Origin of the sequence: Lysinibacillus sp. NPDC092081 (assembly GCF_044755845.1) — a bacterium.
GTDB lineage: Bacteria > Bacillota > Bacilli > Bacillales_A > Planococcaceae > Lysinibacillus.
In genome coordinates this window covers 47,476-67,980 of record NZ_JBIVRU010000018.1, presented here as the reverse complement: position 1 = coordinate 67,980, position 20,505 = coordinate 47,476, and the positions used below count along the sequence as shown (strand labels likewise).

The window sequence follows — 20,505 nt, the reverse complement described above, 5'->3', positions numbered from 1 at the left end:
TTTCACCTACTCTATAACTTTTATCATCTGATTCTCCGCGTCCATTGTTATTGTTCTACCAAGTGGCAGGGACATCGTTGGTAAGGTGTGACCGCAAGCTATGTCCTTTATGATAGGTTTGTGGAGTGGACCTAAAATTTCCTGAAAAATGGTTTGTAGTGATAAGCTATGCTCTGGATGTTTTGGATTTTCAGGACCGCAATTTGTCCAAGCTCCTAATAAGATTCCTGCCACCTCATCTAGTTTGCCTGCCAATTTTAGTTGCGTAAGCATCCGATCAACACGTTGCTCACTCTCGTCTACATCTTCTAAAAATAAGATTTTACCCTTTGTATCAATTTCATAAGGTGTCCCAAGAGATGCGGTAACTAATGTTAAGTTTCCACCAATAAGCTGCCCTGTCGCTTTTCCAGCTGCAAACGCCGTCATTGTACGCCCAGGTGGATTTTCAAGACAGTAGTCCGCACGTTCTGTTGCTGTCACACTTTCGATAAAGGACTTCCATGTATATTCATCCATCTCAGGCCGAATAAATTCTGTTGAGGGCATTGGTGTATGATATGTGACAAAGCCACATTTTTGGTTAAAAGCGATATGTAGTGCTGTCACATCGCTATAGCCAGCAAATACTTTTGGGTTTGCCATTATCATATCGAAATCTAGAAGCGGTAAAATTTTCGTCGCTCCGTAACCTCCACGTATACAGAAAATGCCGTCAATGTTAGAGTCGCTAAACATTTGATTAACTTCAGCGGCTCTTAGTTCATCAGAGCCTGCTAAGTAGCCATGCCTTGCTCTACATGTTTCCCCAGCCACAACCTTAAAACCTAGCTTTTCAATACTTTGAACGGCAGGGAGAAATTTTTCAGGTGGGGTTGCACCTGAAGCACTTATAAGACCAATTGTGTCACCTTTTTTCAATGCCTTAGGACGAATCATTTACTTACCTCCATTTTTAGTGAAGTTCGATATCTCTCCAATTCCTCTTCATTAGCCAAGACAAAATGACCTTCTTCTATTTCAATAAATGACGGTGGCTGAATGTCATAGCGATGCTGTGAAGGATCATAGATTTCTACGACTTTATCACGCTCCTTATAAGGATTTGGCTCAGGCACTGCAGATAATAATGCCCTTGTATATGGATGAAGGGGATTAGAAAACAGCTTTTCTGTCTCCGCTAGCTCAACAATTTTACCTTTATAAATAACAGCAGTGCGGTCCGTAATAAATCGGACTACCGATAAGTCATGCGCAATGAATAAATAGGTTAAATCATTTTGCTGCTGTAGGTTTGCTAGTAAATTTAATACTTGTGCACGAATGGATACGTCTAATGCTGAGATTGGTTCATCCGCAATAATAAACTCTGGCTCCATTACTAATGCACGGGCAATGCCGATACGCTGACGCTGTCCTCCTGAAAATTCATGAGGGAAGCGACTAGAAAACTCCGGTAATAATCCTACATTTAACAATGCATTGCGTACCTTCTGTTGACGATCAGCCTCATTTTTAAAGTTTTTTGTATTAATAAGTCCCTCTGAAATAATATAGTCTACCTTTGCGCGTTCATTTAGCGATGCCATAGGATCTTGAAAAATCATTTGGATTTTCTGTGTAATTTCTCGATCCCACTCCTTCGATATTTTGCCATTTAGTTTCTTACCGTGATACAGTATTTGTCCTTCAGTGACTTCATTGATACGCATAATAGCTCGGCCGATTGTTGTTTTCCCCGAGCCTGACTCACCTACTAAACCAAATGTTTCACCTTTAAAAATATCGAAGCTGACATCATCAATCGCTATATATTTATTTTTGCCTTTACCAAAAACAACCTTTAAATTTTTCACCTCAACTACTACTTCTTTATGACTCATGCGCGTATCGTCTCCCTTCTTCGAAAAAGGCTTGTAGCGCTTCAGGAGGCTCTACTTTCGGCGCAAGTGGATCTAATAGCCATGTACGAGCATAATGTGTGTCACTGACCTGAAAAAATGGAGGACGTTCTACAAAATCAATCTTTAACGCATATTGATTGCGAGGTGCAAAAGCATCTCCCTTAATTTCTTGAAAAAGATTTGGTGGAGTACCCTTAATGGAATAAAGTTGCTCCCCTTTTGAGCCTAGTTGCGGTAATGAAGAAATGAGCGCCCATGTATAGGGATGCTTGCCATTAAAGAAAATTTCATGTGCCTTCCCTATTTCGATGATATCACCTGCATACATCACTGCAATACGGTCAGCAACCTTCGCTACAACGCCCAAATCATGCGTTATATAAACGGTTGTTAGTCCATATTTTTGTTGAAGATTTTTTAAAAGCTGCAAAATTTGTGCTTGGATTGTTACGTCTAATGCAGTTGTTGGCTCATCGCAAATTAAAACTTTTGGTTTACATGCTAGCGCAATAGCGATCACAATTCGTTGACGCATACCACCAGAAAATTCGTGAGGATATTGCTTATAGCGCTTTTCTACATCGTGAATGCCAACATCTTTTAACAATGTTAATGTTTCTTCGTATGCAACTTTCCCCTTTAAGCCTTGATGTAGATGAACACATTCCTCGATTTGCTTACCGATCGTTTTCAGTGGATTTAATGATGTCATTGGATCCTGTGTAACCATTGCAACTTCTTTTCCACGAATGCTTAGCCACTCCCGCTCGGTTTTAAACTGCGCTATATCCTGATCGTTGTAGATGATCTGTCCCTGATCAATGTAGCCATTTTTGTCGAGCAAGCCCATGATTGATTTCATTAGAACAGATTTTCCTGAACCTGACTCGCCAACGATTGCAAGACTTTCACCTTTGTACAAATCGAGGGAAATATTACGAATAGCTGTTAGCACTCTGCCACGAAGTGTAAATTTAATAACAAGGTTTTGGATGGTTAAAACAGGTGATTGAGTTTGTGTCACTTCCATCATCCCCCTTTATACGTGATTTTTCGGATCTGCTGCGTCTGCAAATGAATTTCCTATAATATAAAATGCGATTGTAATCATACTTAATACAATACTTGGAAAAATGAGCTGGTATCTTAATTCTGGAGACATCATGAGTACTCGTCCTTCATTGATTAAATTTCCTAAAGACGGCTCACTAATCGGTAATCCTAATCCGATGTATGTTAAAAAGACTTCTGAGCCTATTGCAAATGGGATGGCTAGACTCATTCGTAGCATAATGACCGAAATGAGATAGGGTAATAGATTTTTTAAGATAATTCGGTAATCAGGTGTTCCTAAACATTTTGAGGCTAAGTTATATTCACGATCGCGTAAAATCACAATTTGATTGCGTATAAATCTCGCCATTTCTACCCAACCAGTAATACACATGGCAATAATTATAGTTGAAATACTTGGTCGCAAAATATAGGACATTAAAATAAGTACGATGGTCGTCGGTATGTTATCAACGACGTTGTAAAGCTGTGTGATGGGCAACTCTAATTTACGCGAAAAGCCCCAAATTGTACCGACTGTAATACCAACGATAGCCTCTACTAAAGCAACGACACAGCCAATAAATAACGAGGTTCTTGTCCCTGCCCAAATACGCGCCCATAAATCCTGCCCAATGGAATTTGTCCCAAACCAAAATTCAGCGTTTGGTGCAATATTACGTGCTTGGAGGCCTGTCTGCTCATCTAAATATATTTCAGTCGGTGATTTTTGCGCTGGTAAATACGGCTGTAAAATGGTGAAACCTACGATAATAAGCACGCCAACTAATAAAAAGACAGCGAAGCGATTTTTCAAAAAGGATTTCCATGTTGAACGCCAATAGGAATAATTAGAATAGGCTGTTTCTTCAGCTTGACGTTCATCTACTTCCGCCAATTCGAACAATGTTTCACGTGATTTGTTTGAGATATTGTTTATTTCTTCTGAATACATTCCCATTAACGTACACTCTCCCCTTTCCCTAATTTAATCCGCGGATCAACAAGGGCCATTGCAATATCACCTAAAATGAGTCCGATAATTCCCAGTGAAGAGAAAACAAGCACTAAGCCTTGTACAATCGTATTATCCTGTCGCTGTATAGCATCTACGAGTAAGCCCCCCATACCAGGAATGGAATATAAGGATTCAATGTAGATGGAACCTGTAATGGTAAAAAGAATAGTCGTTGGTAAATACTGTGCCATCGGAATAAAGGCGTTTCGTAGTACATGTTTAAACATTAAAGTACGCTCTTTAACGCCTTTAGCTCTTGCTAGTTTGATATAATCCTTGTTTAGTTCATCCACCATATAACGTCGCATCCACATGGCATAGGAGGCAGTCGGCGCTAGTGCCATTGAAGTAAGTGGTAAAATCCAAGTAATGGGCCTATACTCATCAAAAAGCATTGGCAAATGAAACAATTCTGTAATATACATTTGAATCACTAAATAATAGACGGCTGCTGGCACTGCAACGATAATGACAATATAACCAGTCCCTAAGCGGTCCAACCAGCGTCCCTTCATCTGGGCCATCAATATTCCGAGCGGAACTCCAATTAGAAGAGATAGCGCAACCGCCCCTAAACCAAATAGCAAGGAATACATGATCTTATCTGCAATAATCGTGACGACTGGTACATCTGTCCGATATGTAACGGATTTACCTAAATCACCATGAAACAGCTTAGCGTAAAAATTTCCCAACTGTACAAGTAACGGGTCACGTAAACCTAAATTCGTTAAATATACTTCTTGTTGTGCAGGTGACATTTTATTCGCTGCTGCTCCTAAATAACCTTCTTCTGGCATTAAACGTAGTAATGAAAAAACAATCGTAATAATAATAAATAGTGTTAAAACTGATTGTAATAAACGTTTACCTATATACCTCAGCATCATTTCATCCTCCTTCTTCAGAAAGACTGAAGGAGATGCCGACTTTTCTATTTCGGTATCTCCTTCATCAATACTCATTGCTTTTGAACATTTATCTTGAATGGAGCAATTATGTTTTTTTCAGCATTAACTACCCTAAAGTCCGATTTTTTCAACTAACACTCATGGGGATAAAGCTGAAAATGATTGAATTTTCAATCATTTTCAGCTTTAGCTAACGCATCCGCACGTTCTTGCTCCCACTTCGCTAAAGCTTCTTTAAACTCATCGTTACTCATTGGTTTGTCTAAAATATGCTGACCTTTAAATTTCTCGGAAGTCACACCAAATGGAGAGTATTGAGCTTCAAATGGATTTAATTTAGAGGCAACATAGCCGCTACCCCCTACAGAATAAGGGATAACAAATGCCTCATCAATTAAGAAGGCTTCCGCTTTGGCAAACAGTTCGTAACGTTTTGCTGTATCGATCGTCGCTTTTGCTTCGTCCACTAAGTTTTGATATTTCGATTTTCCATTCGCTTCAGTATATCCTTCAGCTAGCTCTGGTTTATTATAAGTACCGTCTGCAGTGAATGGATCCGTATACGTTGATGGATCGGCATAGTCTGGACCCCAGTTTGCTTCGAGTAAAGCAAATTTACCAGGTTTACGAACCTCTGATAAAAAGCCTGTTGATGGTCCAGCCTCTATGATAATATCCACATAATCAGTACCTAATAATTTTTCAATCTGCTGTTCAACCACTTGTGAACGATTTGCCCAATCTGGACCACCGGAGTTATAAGGCATTAACACTTTTACTGGGAAAGTTACTTTTCCTTCTAGCGCTTTTTTCGCTTTTTCCTTGTATTCCAATGCCTTCTCCTTGTTGAAGGAGTCGTTATTTGAAATATCAGCTAGTGGTGCTAACTGTGTATAGTCAACCCCCGCCACATTGACAAAGTTTTTAGGAGTAATCGTGTTGCTAAGTAAATCTTTTGGATTATAAGGTTCTAACGTTAGCATCGCAGATTCGCGGTCAAGCGCATGGAACAATGATTTTCGAAAATCTTTATTATTGACCGCTTTCTTCCAATTTTCAGGCTCGTATTCTGCATCAAACTGCGGATTAAAGTTTAATGCAAAGAAATACGTATAGAAGTTATTTTGTGTTTGACGAATTTGTGATTTTTTCTTTTCATCTTTAAACCACTCATCAATAATAGAAGTTGGAATACTGGCTGAATCGACTTCTCCTCGTAAAAATAATTCTGGTTCTACTGTAGCCGCTTCTTTATTGTACTTATAGCGAATACGATCAATCAGGACATTGTCTTTATCCCAATACGTATCATTTTTCACAAGTACTCGCTCATTTTGCGGTTCAAATTTATCTAAAATAAAGGATCCGTTATAAAGGAAATTTTCGCGAGTTGTACCAAAACTATCACCTTTTTCTGCGATAAACTTACCATTAACCGGGAAGAAGCAGACATAGTTCAACATAGAAAGGAAATAAGGTGTAGGCGTTTCTAAAGTGTATTCTACGGTATGTTTATCGATTGCCTTTATGCCAACCTTCGTAAAATCTGTCATATCACCGTTATAGAAGGATTCCCCATTTTTTACGACCGTCGCAATCCAAGCTGTTGATGATTCATTTTTTGCATCAAGCACATAATGTAAGCCATCTACAAAATCTTGAGCAACAACATCCGCATACTCTTTCCCATCATGAGTAACCCATTTTGCATCATCACGTAGCTTGAACGTCCAAACTGTAGCATCGTCATTTGATGACCATTCTTTGGCTATGCTTGGTTGTACAACACCATACTTATCATACTCAATTAATCCATCCACCAAGTTCGCTGCTACAGCAAACTCATTGGTTTCAGAGGTCTTTAAGTAATTTAACGTTTTTATTTCCCCCGAATAAACAACGCGGTACTCTGATTTTTTTTCACTTGAAGAATCATCGCTACAGGCTGCACAAAGCATGACAACAAGACACACGAAAAGCAACCAATACCTTTTGATCATAAGCATCCCCCTAGTAATCTTATTTATCTACATAAAGTGACAGTCAAAAATCCCACTATAACGGAACAAAAAAAGTGAGAGATTAACTATCCGTAAAGCCAGATTGGTTCTATTTACAGTCAGTAGGGTGACGAACCCCTCCCTGATTAAAGCAATACCTTATTATGAAAATCCTATCCCAACTGCATCCGTCATCCTAATTCGATCATTTTCAAATATTGGACCACCTGCAATAGGATCTTTCAAACATAAACTTGGTCCGTCTAAATCTACCATCGTGATATTTTTCTGTGATGCGGCAAAATGTGCAGCAGCACTTACGCTAATTTTTGTCTCTAGCATACAGCCAATCATGCATGGTATGTCGTTTGCCTCCGCAATGTGGCAAATTTTCTGCGCTTGATATATGCCTCCTGTTTTCATGAGCTTAATATTAATCAAATCGGCAGCTCGCTTTTCAATAATTGTATAGGCGTCTTTTGCGGAGAAAACACTTTCATCCGCCAAAATATTTGTCAATGTATTGGCCGTCACGAATTGCATTCCTACTAGATCATGGCAATGAACAGGCTGCTCCACCAATTCAACATTCGCACCCGCATCTTCCAGTGCACCAATAATTTGTACAGCTTGCTTCGGTGTCCAGCCCTGATTCGCGTCAACTCGTAATGTTATAGCGTGTCCAACTGCATCACGAATAGCGACAACTCGCTCTACATCACCTGCTGGATCTTTCCCCACCTTGATCTTTAAAATTTGAAAACCTCGCTGTACGGCGGCTATACTATCCTTCACCATTTCTTCTGAATCATTTACACTTATCGTAATATCTGTTACTAATTCTTTCCGATAGCCTCCTAATAATTTGTACAGAGGTGTTTGATAGTATTTAGCAAATAAATCATAAATCGCCATATCTACGGCGGCTTTTGCACTGGTGTTTTGATAAATACTGCTGTCGATGCGCTCCATGATTTCTGTCAATTCTTCAATATCCATCCCGATAATGGCTGGCTTTATATACTCTTCGATAGCGTGCGAAATAGACCCTAGTGTTTCACCAGTAATGGCTGCAGTCGGTGCCGCTTCACCGATGCCTATTTGCCCATTATCAGCATGGACATAGACGGCAATATTGTGAATGCTATGAACTGTTCTTAAGGCTGTTTTAAACGGTGTTATAAGCGGTGCCTCTACCTTCCCCACGACAATATTTTTAATTTTCATCCATTCACCTACCTTTTCGTTACTTATGTTAAGAACTGTAAAATTCGAAGCACCTCATAAAAATCATCTGTTACGAATTCCACTGTATTATGTGGTTTAAACGTAGCATTCGGATAGAAAGAATTTCGATAAGCTCGTGTATGATCACGATAAATGATTTCCACTTGAAAGCGCTCAGGTAATGTCACTTGTAAATCTTCACGTGACACCTTCATCGAGTCCTCAACAAGTCGTTTCGTTTCGTTAATCGTCAGCTGTGGACTTACACTAATGGTCGCATTTCCTATCCCTTCTTTCGTGGCAAATGTGATGATGTTATCATTGATAGATTGAATTTCCTCTGTTAATCCTACATCTCCACTAACAAACGAAACGGGAACACCGTGTAAAGCAGCCGCATACGTATTAATTAAAAATTCGCTCGCGTACTCCCCATTAATTTTCACATCAGCAAAAACACAAAGCGTATGTGCTAAAGGATTACGCGCGCTTCCACCTTTACTATGATAGCCAATAAAAATGGCGCGATCGAAGCTCTTATCAAGTCCCGCAACCATACACATCGGGTCATACGTCCAACCACGAATAACCTTGCAATTTACTGGTAGATTAGAAATATCAAGATTACGTGCTGAATCATGAGCATCCTTTAATAAAATTTCTGTTGCTCCACCAAGAATAGCCCCCTCTATTGCGGCTTCTACTTCCTTAGTCATTTGCTTTTGGAAAAACTGATAATCTGGCGCGTTTAGCTCCGTCTCACTCCAAGCTGTTGTGCCAGTAATCCCTTCAATATCTGCACTAATATAGACCTTCATAGAAATCGAAACTCCTTTACTTTATAGTCTTGGATAATTGCTTCCACAGCCCCATAACTAGCTTCTTGAGCACCTACACGTCTTGCCCATGAAACATTATTAAAATCGTAATGCCACCATTCCTCTGAATAATTCGTAAAGCCAACCATTGTCATACAGTTATATAGAAGACGTCGATGAACACAGGCTTCCCAATCTTCCTCTGGATGTTGTTCAAAATAGCGTGTCGCAGACTTTTCGCTGATTTCATCAAATGCTGTACCTAAATTTAAAGCATTGCCATCTAAATCTCCTAGTGTCACATCAATCGCTCCACCTGTTAAATGAGGGGCAAAATGAGCATGATCAATGCTAGGAAATGCAACATACTTTCGGGTTTCTTTCACAACCTCTAGCTCAGTAAAATGTGGAAAACGCTGTGCGATTTGCTTGGAAAAACTCGTAAACAAAAATTGCTGTACTTGGAACGGACGATAGCCATCATATAAGATAAGGCTATAATTTTTAGACAATAATAATAGCGCTTGTGTTAATCGTTCATACACACTTTGACGTAAATAAATTGCTTGTAAACTGTTTGGTGTTTTTTGATGATAGTAAATTGGGTGAATAAAAATCCTCGAATGTTCTTCTCCAATTTGAATTAACTGCTCGCCATTTTCAAGAACTGCTGGCGTTGAGTCCCTCATTAAAGTTTTATTTTCCTCAATAGGAAGAAAAACAGCGTCATGTATAGTACACACCTCCAATTTCAGATTTCGATAAAATTTTTGGATAATTCAGTTTTTAATGAATGTATCATACCTTAAATTTATTGACTAGATAAAAAAAGAAATATGACAGAGTAATAGCTATTCTCTTCTTATCAAACAACATACGCCAAATAATTTATGCAAGAAGTCGAAAAACAATGTTTCTTCACCTATTTAAGAATTTTATTCGCGGAGGGGGGAGAAGATTACCGAAAGATAATAAAAAATGACGAAATGAACTCAGACTTGTTCAGTTATAAAAAAACCTCCATTTTGATATTAATCAAAATGGAGGTAAATTCTTCTAGCTATTTCTACTAAACAAGCCAACTAAATAGTATTTTTATTAATATTTCACGCACTAAAGATGAGGATTCATTTACTGAAGAACGAATATGACATTGAATAATTTTATTATCAAAGCTAAACCAGAACCATCTTGCTGGATTTTTAGTTTCTTGAACTCCATAATATACTTCAATTTTTCTATTTTCATATGGAATTCTCAATAATCTAAATCTCCATTTTTGACGAGTTCCAATATTTCTCCCTAAAGCTTTTGGTAAATCTTGTTCGAAAGTATGCGGTGCTATTGAAATCCAACACCCATCTGTAAGATTTTCTTTTTGTCGATATAGTAATTGAACTTCATTCGTTTCTTTACCAATCCCAACCGAGTCTAACTTATAATCTAATAATGTCTCTGAGAAAGTATTATCCAAATTAATTGTTCCTGGTTTAAACCATTTTACCCTCGTTACTTCATCTTCTCCCCATTTTCCTTGATCATATCTAGCTGTGTAACTTACAGTAGCAAATGATTTTTGTGACAGATCAAGGTTTATTACCATTAATTTTGCAAGGTATTCTATTAACTCATCATCCGTGGCATCACCTTCAAAAACGGATATCTCCACAGTTGTCAATCCTACAGAATAGCTTAGAGCTTTGTTATTTTTATAATCAATTCCAACAAAGCCGACTCTATTATTAATGATAAAAGGATTACCTTGTTTAACTAAATTTGTATCTGCATAAATAAAAGGTAGAGCCCAATCATAGAAAAATTGTTTTACTCGAATAATTCCATTCTGAAGTTTTGCATAAAAGTAAATAGAACTACGATCATCTTTTGTTTCCGGGCGCAATGAAAAATTATAGATATTTTGCATTTGTTTATCATTCGGTAGTAAAGGGCTAAAATTAATATGCTCTACAATTTCATCTAATGACATCCCAACATTTGCAAATTTAAAATTGATAAGCTTCAACTTTATGTCCATTTCGACCAACTGTAGTCTGTGCCTGTGAAAGGGAATTTAAAATGGCTTCCTCTGTTGCTTCTGCAGCTGCAGCAAATAATTGATTCATGATAGGATGATCCTCACGTAGTTGTGTACGTGTTTCGACAAACTGATCAGATTGATGAGCGATATGATGTGCTGTTGTAAAGCCAATGACTATATCCCCACTGCCATGTGAAAAGTGACTGCCTGTACGCCCTAGACCGATACCACAACGTTTAATGACACGTGTCAGTTGACGACTACTAAGTGGAGCATCTGTGGCAAGTACGATGATAATGGAGCCATCTGTTGGAGATAATATCGATTCGCTTTGACCGTTAGACGCAAGATATTGATGTGCTAGAAACTCTGAGCTTTGCCCGAAATTACTAAGGACCATACAGCCTACCGTATAGTTCGTTGACCCATGTGTCACGATTCGGGAAGATGAGCCAATCCCACCTTTGTAACCAAAGCACATCATTCCTTTTCCTGCACCAACTGCCCCTTCCTCTGCAGTTTCATTTGACGCCCTGCGAATCGCCTCTACAGCATGCTCAAGTGTGATAGGACATTCTCGAATGGAGTTTAAATAACTATCGTTACATTCCCCAACTACGATATTAATAGTTCCTGTCGAATGGCCAATTTCACTATTCGTATCTAGCATAAATTGCAGCGTTCCCTGAGTTACAGCTGGAACGCCAAATGTATTCGTTAACATAATCGGTGATTCAATAACCCCAAGCTCATTCACCTGCACGAGCCCTGTTGTTTTCCCAAAGCCATTTATCACATAGCTTGCAGCAGTAACTTTTTGCTGAAATAAATTGCCTTCATGCGGTAAAATCGCAGTTACTCCTGTACAGGCATATGCGCCGTCTTGATTTATTTTTTCGTCAAGCGTTACATGTCCTACATGTACGCCAGCTACATCGGTAATACAGTTTTTCTCACCAGTTGGTAACGTTCCAATGACGATCCCTATTTCTCGTACTTTTTTTGGCATATTAATCCCCCTTATGAATCGCCATATTTACAGCAGCCTGTGCATGTAAAACTGTTGTATCAAAAACAGGTACGTTAACATCCTCCTGTTTAATTAGTAATCCAATCTCTGTACAACCTAATATAATTCCTTGTGCTCCCGATTGCACAAGGTTCCCAATCACCTGTAAATAATAGTCCTTCGATGTTTGTTCAATTCGACCCAAGCATAATTCTTCATAAATGATACGATTGACCTCAGTACGCTCGTTCGCAAGCGGAACAAGTACCTCAATGCCAAACCCCTCTACTCTAGCTCTATAGAAATCTTGCTCCATCGTGTACTTCGTCCCAAGAAGGGCAACTTTCTGTAAACTAGCTTTTTCTATTTGATTTGCTGTCGCATCCGCAATATGTAAAATTGGAATAGTGATCTTTGCCGCAATGATATCAATGACCTTGTGCATTGTATTTGTACAAATGACAATAAAATCTGCCCCTGCACTCTCTAAAGATTGCGCTGCTTCTCCTAGTACTTGACCGGCCTTCTCCCACGCTCCCTCTGCTTGGTATTGCTCGATTTCTTGAAAATCTACACTATACAAAATACATTTTGCTGAATGCAAGCCTCCTAATTGTTGCTTTACCTCTTCATTCATAAAACGATAATACTCTGCAGAAGACTCCCAGCTCATTCCGCCAATCATGCCAATTGTTTTCACGCAATTTCCCCCTTTAATTTGGCTTTTCATCATAACATTGGGTAGATTTCCGTTCCGACTGGGCGCGTCCAATCAACTTATATACTTAGAATAGGTTTTAACAAATTTCATACCCAACTTTTGGTGATGAGCCTTTAACTTTATTATTATACTAAAAATCCTAGGAGAAATAAGAGAATTTTCGAAAAATAACCTTTTACTAGCTTTAACACTGTTCTTCCATTTCTTCAGCCTTTCTTTTCGATAATCCTTGCAAATATCTAATTAACATAACCATCACCAGAAAGTACCAATGCAAAAGAAAGTAAAATCCTATACGTTACCTCCTTTTCCTTTCAATAGACATTTTTCTTTGGTATTATTACTCGGTAAAATTTCGACATATTTCTGTATTGAGTACTAGCAAGTATCTATTATCTTCGTCACTGCACCGGACTTTGAACTAAATATTTCTACTATTGTAAAAATATTTTTCACATCAAATTCATTTCTAAAATTCAGTATTTTCAAAAAGTGGATATAATACAAAAAAACAGTGTAGACTAAAACGTATTGAGATTGGAGGTAAGCAAATGGAATGGATTTCGAATATTGTAAATGATGCTAATAATGTTTTATGGACATATATCCTCATTATATTATTATTAGTTGCAGGATTGTATTTTTCCTTTGGCACAAAGTTTGTGCAAATTCGACTTTTCCCTGAAATGTTTCGTTTAATAGTGGAAAAAAGAGAGGGAGAGTCAGGTGTTTCTCCGTTCCAAGCCTTTACGATTAGCGCAGCCTCACGTGTAGGTACTGGGAATATTACAGGCGTTGCATTAGCAATCGGAGTAGGTGGACCTGGAGCGGTATTTTGGATGTGGATTATCGCCATATTAGGAATGGCGACTGCCTTTATTGAAAGTACGCTTGCACAGGTGTACAAAGTAAAGGATGGCGATACGTTCCGTGGTGGACCAGCATATTATATGGAAAAAGCTTTAGGTAAACGTAAATTAGGGATTGTTTTTGGTATTCTTTTAACGTTAAGCTTTGGCTTTATATTTAATGCGGTACAATCGAATACGATTGCAACTTCTGTAGGTGAGGCATTTCATATTAAGCCTTCTATCATTGGTATTATGTTAGTTATGTTAACGGCCATGATTATTTTTGGTGGCGTACATAGAATTGTAAAAGTTACGCAAGTACTTGTACCTGTGATGGCGATTTTCTATTTAGCTGTAGCCCTTTTTGTTATTGTAACGAATCTGACTGAAATACCGGCTGTATTCAAGCTGATTTTCTCGCAAGCATTTGGTCTTCAGGAAGCTGCTGGTGGTGCGATTGGAGCTGCTATTATGCAAGGTGTACGCCGTGGCTTATTTTCCAATGAAGCCGGTATGGGTAGTGTCCCTAACGCTGCAGCAACAGCTAATACCTCACATCCTGCGAAGCAAGGATTAGTGCAAAGTTTAGGTGTATTTTTTGATACAATTATGATTTGTTCTGCAACAGCGTTTATCATTATTTTAGCGGGTCTATATAATACAGGTGAAAGCAATGGAATTATTCTTACACAAAATTCCTTAGCTGTTCATGTAGGTTCATGGGCTCCTTACTTTATCGCTATTGCTATTATTTTCTTTGCCTTTAGTTCCATCGTTGGAAATTACTATTACGGTGAATCTAATATTGAGTTTATGAATGCTCATAAAGGCTGGATGTTTAGCTACCGTATTTTAGTTCTTGCTATGGTGATGTTTGGTTCTCTTGCGCAAGTAGAGCTTGTTTGGAACTTAGCAGATCTCTTCATGGGACTAATGGCTATCATCAATATTACGGTCATCCTGTTACTTGGTAAAATTGCCTTCCGTGTGTTAGACGACTTTACTATGCAACGGAATGCAGGCAAAAATCCTGTATTTTATGCAAAATCAATCCCAACATTGAAAAATACTGATTGCTGGGAAGAAGATCGATAATTATTCAAAAACGCCATTCCTCAAACGGAATGGCGTTTTTTATGTCCGATTCTATTGATATTTAAATTGACTAATTAGCTGTTTTAGCTCATCTGCCATATGCGCAAGAGCTTGTGCAGAAGCATTAATTTCTTCCATCGAAGCTAATTGTTCCTCTGTAGACGCAGCAACGTCCTCTGAAGCAGCTGCATTTCCTTGTGCAGAGAATGCCAAATCCTCCGTAACAGCTGTCACCTCTTGTACACTTGCTGACATTTGTTCAGATGCAGAAGATACCTCTTCCATTTTAGGAGTAATTTCATCCATGCTTGTCTTAATGACTTGGAATTTCGTAATGGCTTCATCCGATACATGTAGTCCATTTTGAACATCTTCTGTAACTTTTGCCATGATGTTTACAGATTGTTCTGTTTCTAACTGAATGCCATGGATTAGCTCGAAAATTTGTTGTGCAGAATTCTGTGATTGCTCTGCCAGCTTTCTCACTTCATCAGCAACAACTGCAAAGCCTTTTCCGTGCTCTCCTGCTCTTGCTGCCTCAATCGCTGCATTAAGAGCAAGTAAGTTCGTTTGATCTGCAATGCTTGTAATTACATCTAAAATGGACGTAATTTGCTTAGAGCGTTCATGTAGTGTTTGAATTTTCATGTTTGAATCGGTCACCGATAAATGGATAGAATGCATTTGATCTTTTGTATTTTGGACTGCCTTTCCACCTTCATCTGCCTGTAATGTTGCATGCTGTGAAAGATCCGTCACAGTAGAAGAGATTTCCGTGATATGGAGAATAGCCTTCGAAAGCTCCTGTAACGACTCTGCATTCTTATTGGCACTCGTCGTTTGCGTGTCAGCACTCGTCGCAACATCTTGAATCGAAATGGCCACCTTTTCTGTAGCAATGCTCGTTTGAGTGGCATTGGCTGTTAACTCTTCTGCCGACGAAGCTACCTCCTCAGCATTTTGTTCTATTTTTTGAATAAGTGTCCTTAAACTTTCTTGCATATCGTTAAAGGCTTGTCCTAGCTGTCCGATCTCGTCATGAGAAGTGATTGTCACTTTCTCTGTTAAATCACCTTTACTAATGGTTACTGCACTATCCTTTAGTAATCTAATCGGTTTTATAATTGCCTTCATGACAAAAAAGAATACAATCGAACTGATTACAATCGCAGCAATTAGTACGAGAAACGTTTTTTTCAAAATGGATGATGCTGATTGGTCAATTTCCTTTGCAAAAATTGTACCTGTGATTTTCCAATTTGTCGATTCATTCGTTGTAAAGAACATAATACGGTCATCACCGTCAAAGACATAATCATACGTGCCAGATTTGCTGTCATACATTTGATTGAGGAAGCTCTCGTTTAATTCCTTACCTGCTTCTAACGTAGGATGTGAAATGACCAAATTATTGTCACCAAAAATAGAAGGATATCCATTTTTTCCGATACTAATAGAGCTTGAGACTTTTTGAAGGTTTGTCAATTTTATATCAATTGCCACTACCCCAGATTGATCCTTTACCTGACGAGCAATTGTTACGACCATATCTCCAGTTCCAGCATCTATATATGGATCCGTAATTAAAACTTCTCCCTTTAATGCTGTAGCTTTTTTATACCAGTCTCGTTCCAAAAGGTTATATTCGGCGCTATTCGATTTTGGTTCTAGAAATAATGATCCCTCATTTGTTCCAATATAAATGCTCAGAACATCCGGATGTAGCTTTATATATTGTTGAAATTTTGTTTGTATTACAGATCCCTGCTGTTCATACTTAGAAGAATCTATTTCCTCGCTAAACACATTGATGTCGTTTTCTTTTTCGCTAATTGTTTTATCAATTAACGTATTTAAAATATTTACACTTTCATTCGCACTAAAAAGTATTTCTTCTTTTATCGAATTCTTTGCTGAAAGATACGATAAGCTTCCTACAGAAATAACTGGGATAAGTAAGATAAGAGCAAATAATGTGTAGAGCTTACCCTTAAAGCTTCCAAATAATCGTTTCATGCCACAGCTCTCCTTTTATCATTAATAGTTTTTAGTATGTATTTTGTCTAATTTTGTGGTTTCTTTTTAAACTCAAAAAAGAATACCACCCCGGCTCACTAACTTCCCTTCTCATACCGAATAAATTTTCTTCTTAAGTTTTTATCGGACGAAATACTTAAATTCAAACACTTTTTTTCATTTTTTTGATTTTCTCGACATAAATCGAGCTCTCAGCGCCACTGTCCACTAAACATAGAACCCCTATGTATCATGCTTTTGCTATGATGCATAGGGGCTCTTGTTGTTAGTATTTAAATGCTTGAATTGATTCTTGTAAGTCAATCGCCATTTTTGCCAAATGTGTAGAGGCTGCCGCTACCTCTTCCATCGCTGCATTTTGCTCCTCAGAAGATGCCGCAACACTTTGAACATTGCTACTCGATTTCATGGATACTTCGCTAATGTAGTCTATTTCTTTTACAAGTTTTTCAATATCTTGATGGATCGTTCGAATAGCTGCTGTAACTGATTCGGTTTGTGTTTGCACGTCATTAATAGCATTGTCAATTTGTATGAAATTATCTCTTGCCACATTTACTTTTTCACGACCAACTTTTACTGAATCATTACTGTTGATCATGTCTTCCTCGATAATTCTTGTATCCTCCGTAATTTGCACAACGACTTTTTCGATATCTACTGCTGCTAAATTCGATTCATCTGCTAGCTTTCGTACCTCTTCTGCTACTACGGCAAAGCCCTTGCCATGCTCTCCGCTTCGTGCTGCTTCTATTGAGGCGTTAATAGCCAATAGATTTGTTTGGGTCGCAATATTTTTAATAACATTGACTGCTGAGACGATTGCTGCAGTATTTTCATCTAAGTCTTTAACACGTGTATTTAGTTCTGCTGTATTATCCGCAATTTCATTCATCTGTTCAATGACATTACGAACAGAGGAACGTCCTATGCTAGCCATATTTTTAGTTTCTACAGTTGCATCGTTAACATGATCAATACTCGTTGAAATGTCATTCATTTTTTTCAAAATGTGTGAGGATAAGTTTCGTACATCACCTGTCAATGTATCCTGTTCTTCAATACCATGTGCAATATCTTGGATCGATTCTGAGACAACTTCTGTTGCCTGTGTCACTTCCATACTACTCGCTGTGAGCTGCTCGGAAGTTGCTGCTACCTGCTCAGATGAATTAGCGACATGCTTCATAGTATGTCTAAGCTTTTCTGACATCGAATTAAAGGAAGCTGCCAGCTGTGCAAACTCATCTTTTGTTTTAAATTGCAAGTTCGTTTGTAAATTGCCATTTGAGAATTTGTCCATTTCTACTACTGTTTGTTGAATATTTTTCGCTACTCTTCGCCCAAAAACTGTCGCAATAATAATGCTTATAAGTAAGGACACTATTGCTAATACAGCAATTTCTTTGCCACTTCTGTCGCCTTTTTGCTTTGTAGCCTCTATACTCGCCTGCATTTCGTCCTGCTGAGCCGTTGCCATCGTTTTCCCAAACTCAACGAGCTTGAGAGAGCCTTTCCCTAAAATCGGTAATGCCAACTGTTGTGCTTGCTGTTTTTCACCACTTTGAAAAAGAGGCACAATTTGTTCATCTAAAGGCTTTTCCCATTCCTCTAACTGCTTTAAAAATTGTTCAAAATCTGCATTATTATGTCCAAGTTCTTCAATACGATGAATGGATTTATGTAAGGTATCTCGTATTTCGAGATGATTGTTGAGCATATCTTCTTTCCCATATAACATATACCCTCGAATGGCTGCGTTTGCCCGCACCGTTTGGAAGGAAATATCATTATATAAGTTGATTAATTCCGTGTTTTTTTCGATTTCTGCAAGTGTCTGTTTATTATCATTTAAATAATACATTGCAATACTAGTGATTAGTAATAGAAATAAAAATATTATACCAAAAGCAAATTGCAGTTTTCGTTCTACTGTTAATCTCATACGACTCCCTCTATTCTACTATTTACATTAACTATCTTGATTATAGATCAGATATACCTATTATCCTATAAGAAGTGCGCCTTTTCTCATGAATTAACACTAAAATTTTACAAAAATTAAAACACATCTCCAAATGTCTTGACTTCTCTATTTTCTCTACATCTGTTTTATTAGTTAAAATAATGCTTTGAAATCGCAAAATTGATGGGCGAAGAAACTTCGATGTACCAGCTTTATTTTGTATAAAAGAAGTCAGCAAAAAAATCGTAGCTATAATATTGGCTACGATTTTTTATTTTGTCTGTCTCGAGGATGCAAAGGCAGAATAGCGTTGTATAGTTCAAGTGAAGCAGGATCTTTAAATGAATCTTCCTTGTTTATTTCCTCAACAAGCCGACCTTTATGCATCACTAGTATTTTATCTGATATAAAGCGTGTTACATGTAAATCATGAGAAATAAAAATATAAGATAACTTCAGTTGCTTTTGTAGCGATTGAAGTAGTTGCAATATATTTTTCTGTAATACCATATCGAGGCTACTGATAGCCTCATCCAACACAATTAGTTTTGGGTTTATAGCAATTGCTCTGGCTATATTTACGCGTTGCTGTTGACCTCCACTTAGCTGTGAAGGATATTTATTGGCAATATTGCTTTCTAATTCGACACAGTTAAGTAGCTCCTCGACCTTACGTTGCCTTTCAGATTTGGAAAAATTCTCGAAATTAAGAAATGGTTCTTCTATTATCTCTGCAATGGTTTGCTTTGGATTAAAGGAGTTAAAACTATTTTGAAAAACAGCTTGTAAATCTCTTCGAACTCTCTTTTTTTCATTAGAACTAGCCTGATATAAATTCACATTATTAAAGCGTACAATCCCACTCGTTGGATTCTCTATGCCTAAAATTATCCGACCTAATGTACTTTTTCCTGATCCACTTTGACCGACTACTCCTAAACATTCGCCTTCCTGAAGTGAAAATGTGACCTGTTGTAATACTGGTATTTCTCGTTTTTTTTGTATAAATGACTGTCTCTGATTATAGTATTTTTCAACATTTATCACTTCTAATAGAGCCATTTTCAACCACCTCTAAAAAGTAATTCTCGATTGTAAAAGTTTTTTTGTATACCAATGCTGTGGAGCGTCAAAAAAATCAAAGACATTCGCCTGTTCAATGAGTTCCCCCTTATACATAACAGCCACTTCATCGGCAAGTTCAGCAATAACTCCAAGATCATGTGTAACAATAATAATCGCTGCATCGGTTTCATTTCGAATTTGATTGAACAATGTTAATATTTTCTTTTGATTGACTGTATCAAGAGCCGTTGTAGGTTCATCGGCAATGTATAATGTAGGTTGCATCGCACAAGAAAGAGCAATCATGACACGTTGCAACATCCCTCCACTCAATTGGAAAGGATAATATTGCAAAAGTTTTTCTGAATTTGGTAAATTTACTTTATTCATTGCCGAAATAGCGATCTGTCTTGCTTCTTTTTTATTCATGACGTAATGTGCTTTTAATGTTTCTCGAAAATGCATTTCTATTGTTTGATTACTATCAAATGCTACCAATGGATTTTGTGTAATCATCGATAAATGCTTTCCTCGGTAATCTCTCAATTTTTCTTTTGTTACAGATGTTAAATCAATATTTTGATATAAAATTTGGCCCGTCGTTTTGACCATAGTCGGGAGAGATTGCATAATTGCTTGACATAGCATTGACTTACCACTGCCACTTTCACCGATAATCCCTAAAACACGCCCTTTATAAACAGATAAATTAATAGAAGATAAAATTTCCTTCTCACCTATTTGTACATTTAAATCTTTGACTTGTAATAAGATTTTTCTTTCCATAGCTAT

General features: G+C 37.8%; 17 protein-coding genes. 1 reads left to right on the top strand and 16 read right to left on the bottom strand.

The window, feature by feature from the left end:
• Window positions 1–6: 6 nt before the first annotated feature.
• From ACIQLB_RS20030 to ACIQLB_RS19975, 12 genes are all read right to left on the bottom strand, one after another.
• Window positions 7–939 (bottom strand): S66 peptidase family protein, encoded by a 933-nt coding sequence (locus ACIQLB_RS20030; RefSeq protein ID WP_400729840.1) that lies wholly within the window; start codon window positions 937–939, stop codon window positions 7–9.
• Window positions 936–1,883 (bottom strand): ATP-binding cassette domain-containing protein, encoded by a 948-nt coding sequence (locus ACIQLB_RS20025; protein ID WP_400729837.1) that lies wholly within the window; start codon window positions 1,881–1,883, stop codon window positions 936–938. The genes ACIQLB_RS20030 and ACIQLB_RS20025 overlap by 4 nt, the downstream gene beginning before the upstream one ends.
• Window positions 1,873–2,928 (bottom strand): ABC transporter ATP-binding protein, encoded by a 1,056-nt coding sequence (locus tag ACIQLB_RS20020; RefSeq protein WP_400729834.1) that lies wholly within the window; start codon window positions 2,926–2,928, stop codon window positions 1,873–1,875. The genes ACIQLB_RS20025 and ACIQLB_RS20020 overlap by 11 nt, the downstream gene beginning before the upstream one ends.
• 15 nt (window positions 2,929–2,943) lie before the next feature.
• Window positions 2,944–3,918 carry an ABC transporter permease gene (locus tag ACIQLB_RS20015; protein ID WP_400729831.1) on the bottom strand — a complete coding sequence of 325 codons (975 nt, stop codon included), beginning with the start codon at window positions 3,916–3,918 and terminating at the stop codon, window positions 2,944–2,946.
• Entirely contained in the window at window positions 3,918–4,865 is a 948-nt protein-coding gene (locus ACIQLB_RS20010; protein ID WP_400729828.1) for an ABC transporter permease, read from the bottom strand. The genes ACIQLB_RS20015 and ACIQLB_RS20010 overlap by 1 nt, the downstream gene beginning before the upstream one ends.
• A 191-nt stretch (window positions 4,866–5,056) precedes the next feature.
• Window positions 5,057–6,886 (bottom strand): peptide ABC transporter substrate-binding protein, encoded by a 1,830-nt coding sequence (locus ACIQLB_RS20005; RefSeq protein ID WP_400729825.1) that lies wholly within the window; start codon window positions 6,884–6,886, stop codon window positions 5,057–5,059.
• A gap of 162 nt (window positions 6,887–7,048) precedes the next feature.
• Entirely contained in the window at window positions 7,049–8,113 is a 1,065-nt protein-coding gene (locus tag ACIQLB_RS20000; RefSeq protein ID WP_400729822.1) for a dipeptide epimerase, read from the bottom strand.
• A 23-nt stretch (window positions 8,114–8,136) separates the two neighbouring features.
• Complete coding sequence (locus ACIQLB_RS19995; RefSeq protein WP_400729819.1) at window positions 8,137–8,931, bottom strand: M55 family metallopeptidase; 795 nt, start codon at window positions 8,929–8,931, stop codon at window positions 8,137–8,139.
• On the bottom strand, window positions 8,928–9,620 hold the full coding sequence (locus ACIQLB_RS19990; protein WP_400729816.1) for a M15 family metallopeptidase: 693 nt from the start codon (window positions 9,618–9,620) through the stop codon (window positions 8,928–8,930). The genes ACIQLB_RS19995 and ACIQLB_RS19990 overlap by 4 nt, the downstream gene beginning before the upstream one ends.
• A 380-nt stretch (window positions 9,621–10,000) precedes the next feature.
• Window positions 10,001–10,966: a hypothetical protein gene (locus ACIQLB_RS19985; protein ID WP_400729813.1), complete on the bottom strand. Its 966-nt coding sequence runs from the start codon at window positions 10,964–10,966 to the stop codon at window positions 10,001–10,003.
• Entirely contained in the window at window positions 10,935–11,978 is a 1,044-nt protein-coding gene (locus ACIQLB_RS19980) for a DmpA family aminopeptidase (protein WP_400729810.1), read from the bottom strand. Before ACIQLB_RS19980 ends, ACIQLB_RS19985 begins: the two co-directional genes overlap by 32 nt.
• Before the next feature lies 1 nt (window position 11,979).
• The gene (locus ACIQLB_RS19975) at window positions 11,980–12,678 is read right to left on the bottom strand and encodes an aspartate/glutamate racemase family protein (RefSeq protein ID WP_400729807.1); all 699 of its coding nucleotides are present in this window, start codon (window positions 12,676–12,678) and stop codon (window positions 11,980–11,982) included.
• A 572-nt stretch (window positions 12,679–13,250) separates the two neighbouring features.
• On the opposite strand from ACIQLB_RS19975, the gene ACIQLB_RS19970 reads away from it, so the two are divergent.
• Window positions 13,251–14,645 (top strand): alanine/glycine:cation symporter family protein, encoded by a 1,395-nt coding sequence (locus ACIQLB_RS19970; protein WP_400729804.1) that lies wholly within the window; start codon window positions 13,251–13,253, stop codon window positions 14,643–14,645.
• Between the two features lie 51 nt (window positions 14,646–14,696).
• Here ACIQLB_RS19970 and ACIQLB_RS19965 read toward each other — a convergent pair whose 3' ends face one another.
• The 4 genes from ACIQLB_RS19965 to ACIQLB_RS19950 all read right to left on the bottom strand — a co-directional run bounded on the left by ACIQLB_RS19965 (window position 14,697) and on the right by ACIQLB_RS19950 (window position 20,499).
• Window positions 14,697–16,661, bottom strand: coding sequence for a methyl-accepting chemotaxis protein (locus tag ACIQLB_RS19965; protein ID WP_400729800.1), 1,965 nt, complete (start codon window positions 16,659–16,661; stop codon window positions 14,697–14,699).
• 286 nt (window positions 16,662–16,947) lie between these two features.
• Window positions 16,948–18,627 carry a methyl-accepting chemotaxis protein gene (locus tag ACIQLB_RS19960; RefSeq protein ID WP_400729797.1) on the bottom strand — a complete coding sequence of 560 codons (1,680 nt, stop codon included), beginning with the start codon at window positions 18,625–18,627 and terminating at the stop codon, window positions 16,948–16,950.
• 282 nt (window positions 18,628–18,909) lie between these two features.
• Complete coding sequence (locus ACIQLB_RS19955) at window positions 18,910–19,710, bottom strand: ABC transporter ATP-binding protein (RefSeq protein ID WP_400729794.1); 801 nt, start codon at window positions 19,708–19,710, stop codon at window positions 18,910–18,912.
• A gap of 12 nt (window positions 19,711–19,722) precedes the next feature.
• Window positions 19,723–20,499 (bottom strand): ABC transporter ATP-binding protein, encoded by a 777-nt coding sequence (locus ACIQLB_RS19950; protein WP_400729791.1) that lies wholly within the window; start codon window positions 20,497–20,499, stop codon window positions 19,723–19,725.
• Between the last annotated feature and the right edge of the window lie 6 nt (window positions 20,500–20,505).

Bases quoted from the DNA above. Each gene is read 5' to 3' on its own strand.
- ACIQLB_RS20025 (WP_400729837.1), bottom strand. From the start codon at position 1,883: ATGAGTCATAAAGAAGTAGTAGTTGAGGTGAAAAATTTAAAGGTTGTT.
- ACIQLB_RS20030 (WP_400729840.1), bottom strand. From the start codon at position 939: ATGATTCGTCCTAAGGCATTGAAAAAAGGTGACACAATTGGTCTTATA.
- ACIQLB_RS19990 (WP_400729816.1), bottom strand. From the start codon at position 9,620: ATGAGGGACTCAACGCCAGCAGTTCTTGAAAATGGCGAGCAGTTAATT.
- ACIQLB_RS20005 (WP_400729825.1), bottom strand. From the start codon at position 6,886: ATGATCAAAAGGTATTGGTTGCTTTTCGTGTGTCTTGTTGTCATGCTT.
- ACIQLB_RS19995 (WP_400729819.1), bottom strand. From the start codon at position 8,931: ATGAAGGTCTATATTAGTGCAGATATTGAAGGGATTACTGGCACAACA.
- ACIQLB_RS20000 (WP_400729822.1), bottom strand. From the start codon at position 8,113: ATGAAAATTAAAAATATTGTCGTGGGGAAGGTAGAGGCACCGCTTATA.
- ACIQLB_RS19960 (WP_400729797.1), bottom strand. From the start codon at position 18,627: ATGAGATTAACAGTAGAACGAAAACTGCAATTTGCTTTTGGTATAATA.
- ACIQLB_RS20010 (WP_400729828.1), bottom strand. From the start codon at position 4,865: ATGATGCTGAGGTATATAGGTAAACGTTTATTACAATCAGTTTTAACA.
- ACIQLB_RS19955 (WP_400729794.1), bottom strand. From the start codon at position 19,710: ATGGCTCTATTAGAAGTGATAAATGTTGAAAAATACTATAATCAGAGA.
- ACIQLB_RS19965 (WP_400729800.1), bottom strand. From the start codon at position 16,661: ATGAAACGATTATTTGGAAGCTTTAAGGGTAAGCTCTACACATTATTT.
- ACIQLB_RS19950 (WP_400729791.1), bottom strand. From the start codon at position 20,499: ATGGAAAGAAAAATCTTATTACAAGTCAAAGATTTAAATGTACAAATA.
- ACIQLB_RS19980 (WP_400729810.1), bottom strand. From the start codon at position 11,978: ATGCCAAAAAAAGTACGAGAAATAGGGATCGTCATTGGAACGTTACCA.
- ACIQLB_RS19985 (WP_400729813.1), bottom strand. From the start codon at position 10,966: ATGGACATAAAGTTGAAGCTTATCAATTTTAAATTTGCAAATGTTGGG.
- ACIQLB_RS20015 (WP_400729831.1), bottom strand. From the start codon at position 3,918: ATGGGAATGTATTCAGAAGAAATAAACAATATCTCAAACAAATCACGT.
- ACIQLB_RS19970 (WP_400729804.1), top strand. From the start codon at position 13,251: ATGGAATGGATTTCGAATATTGTAAATGATGCTAATAATGTTTTATGG.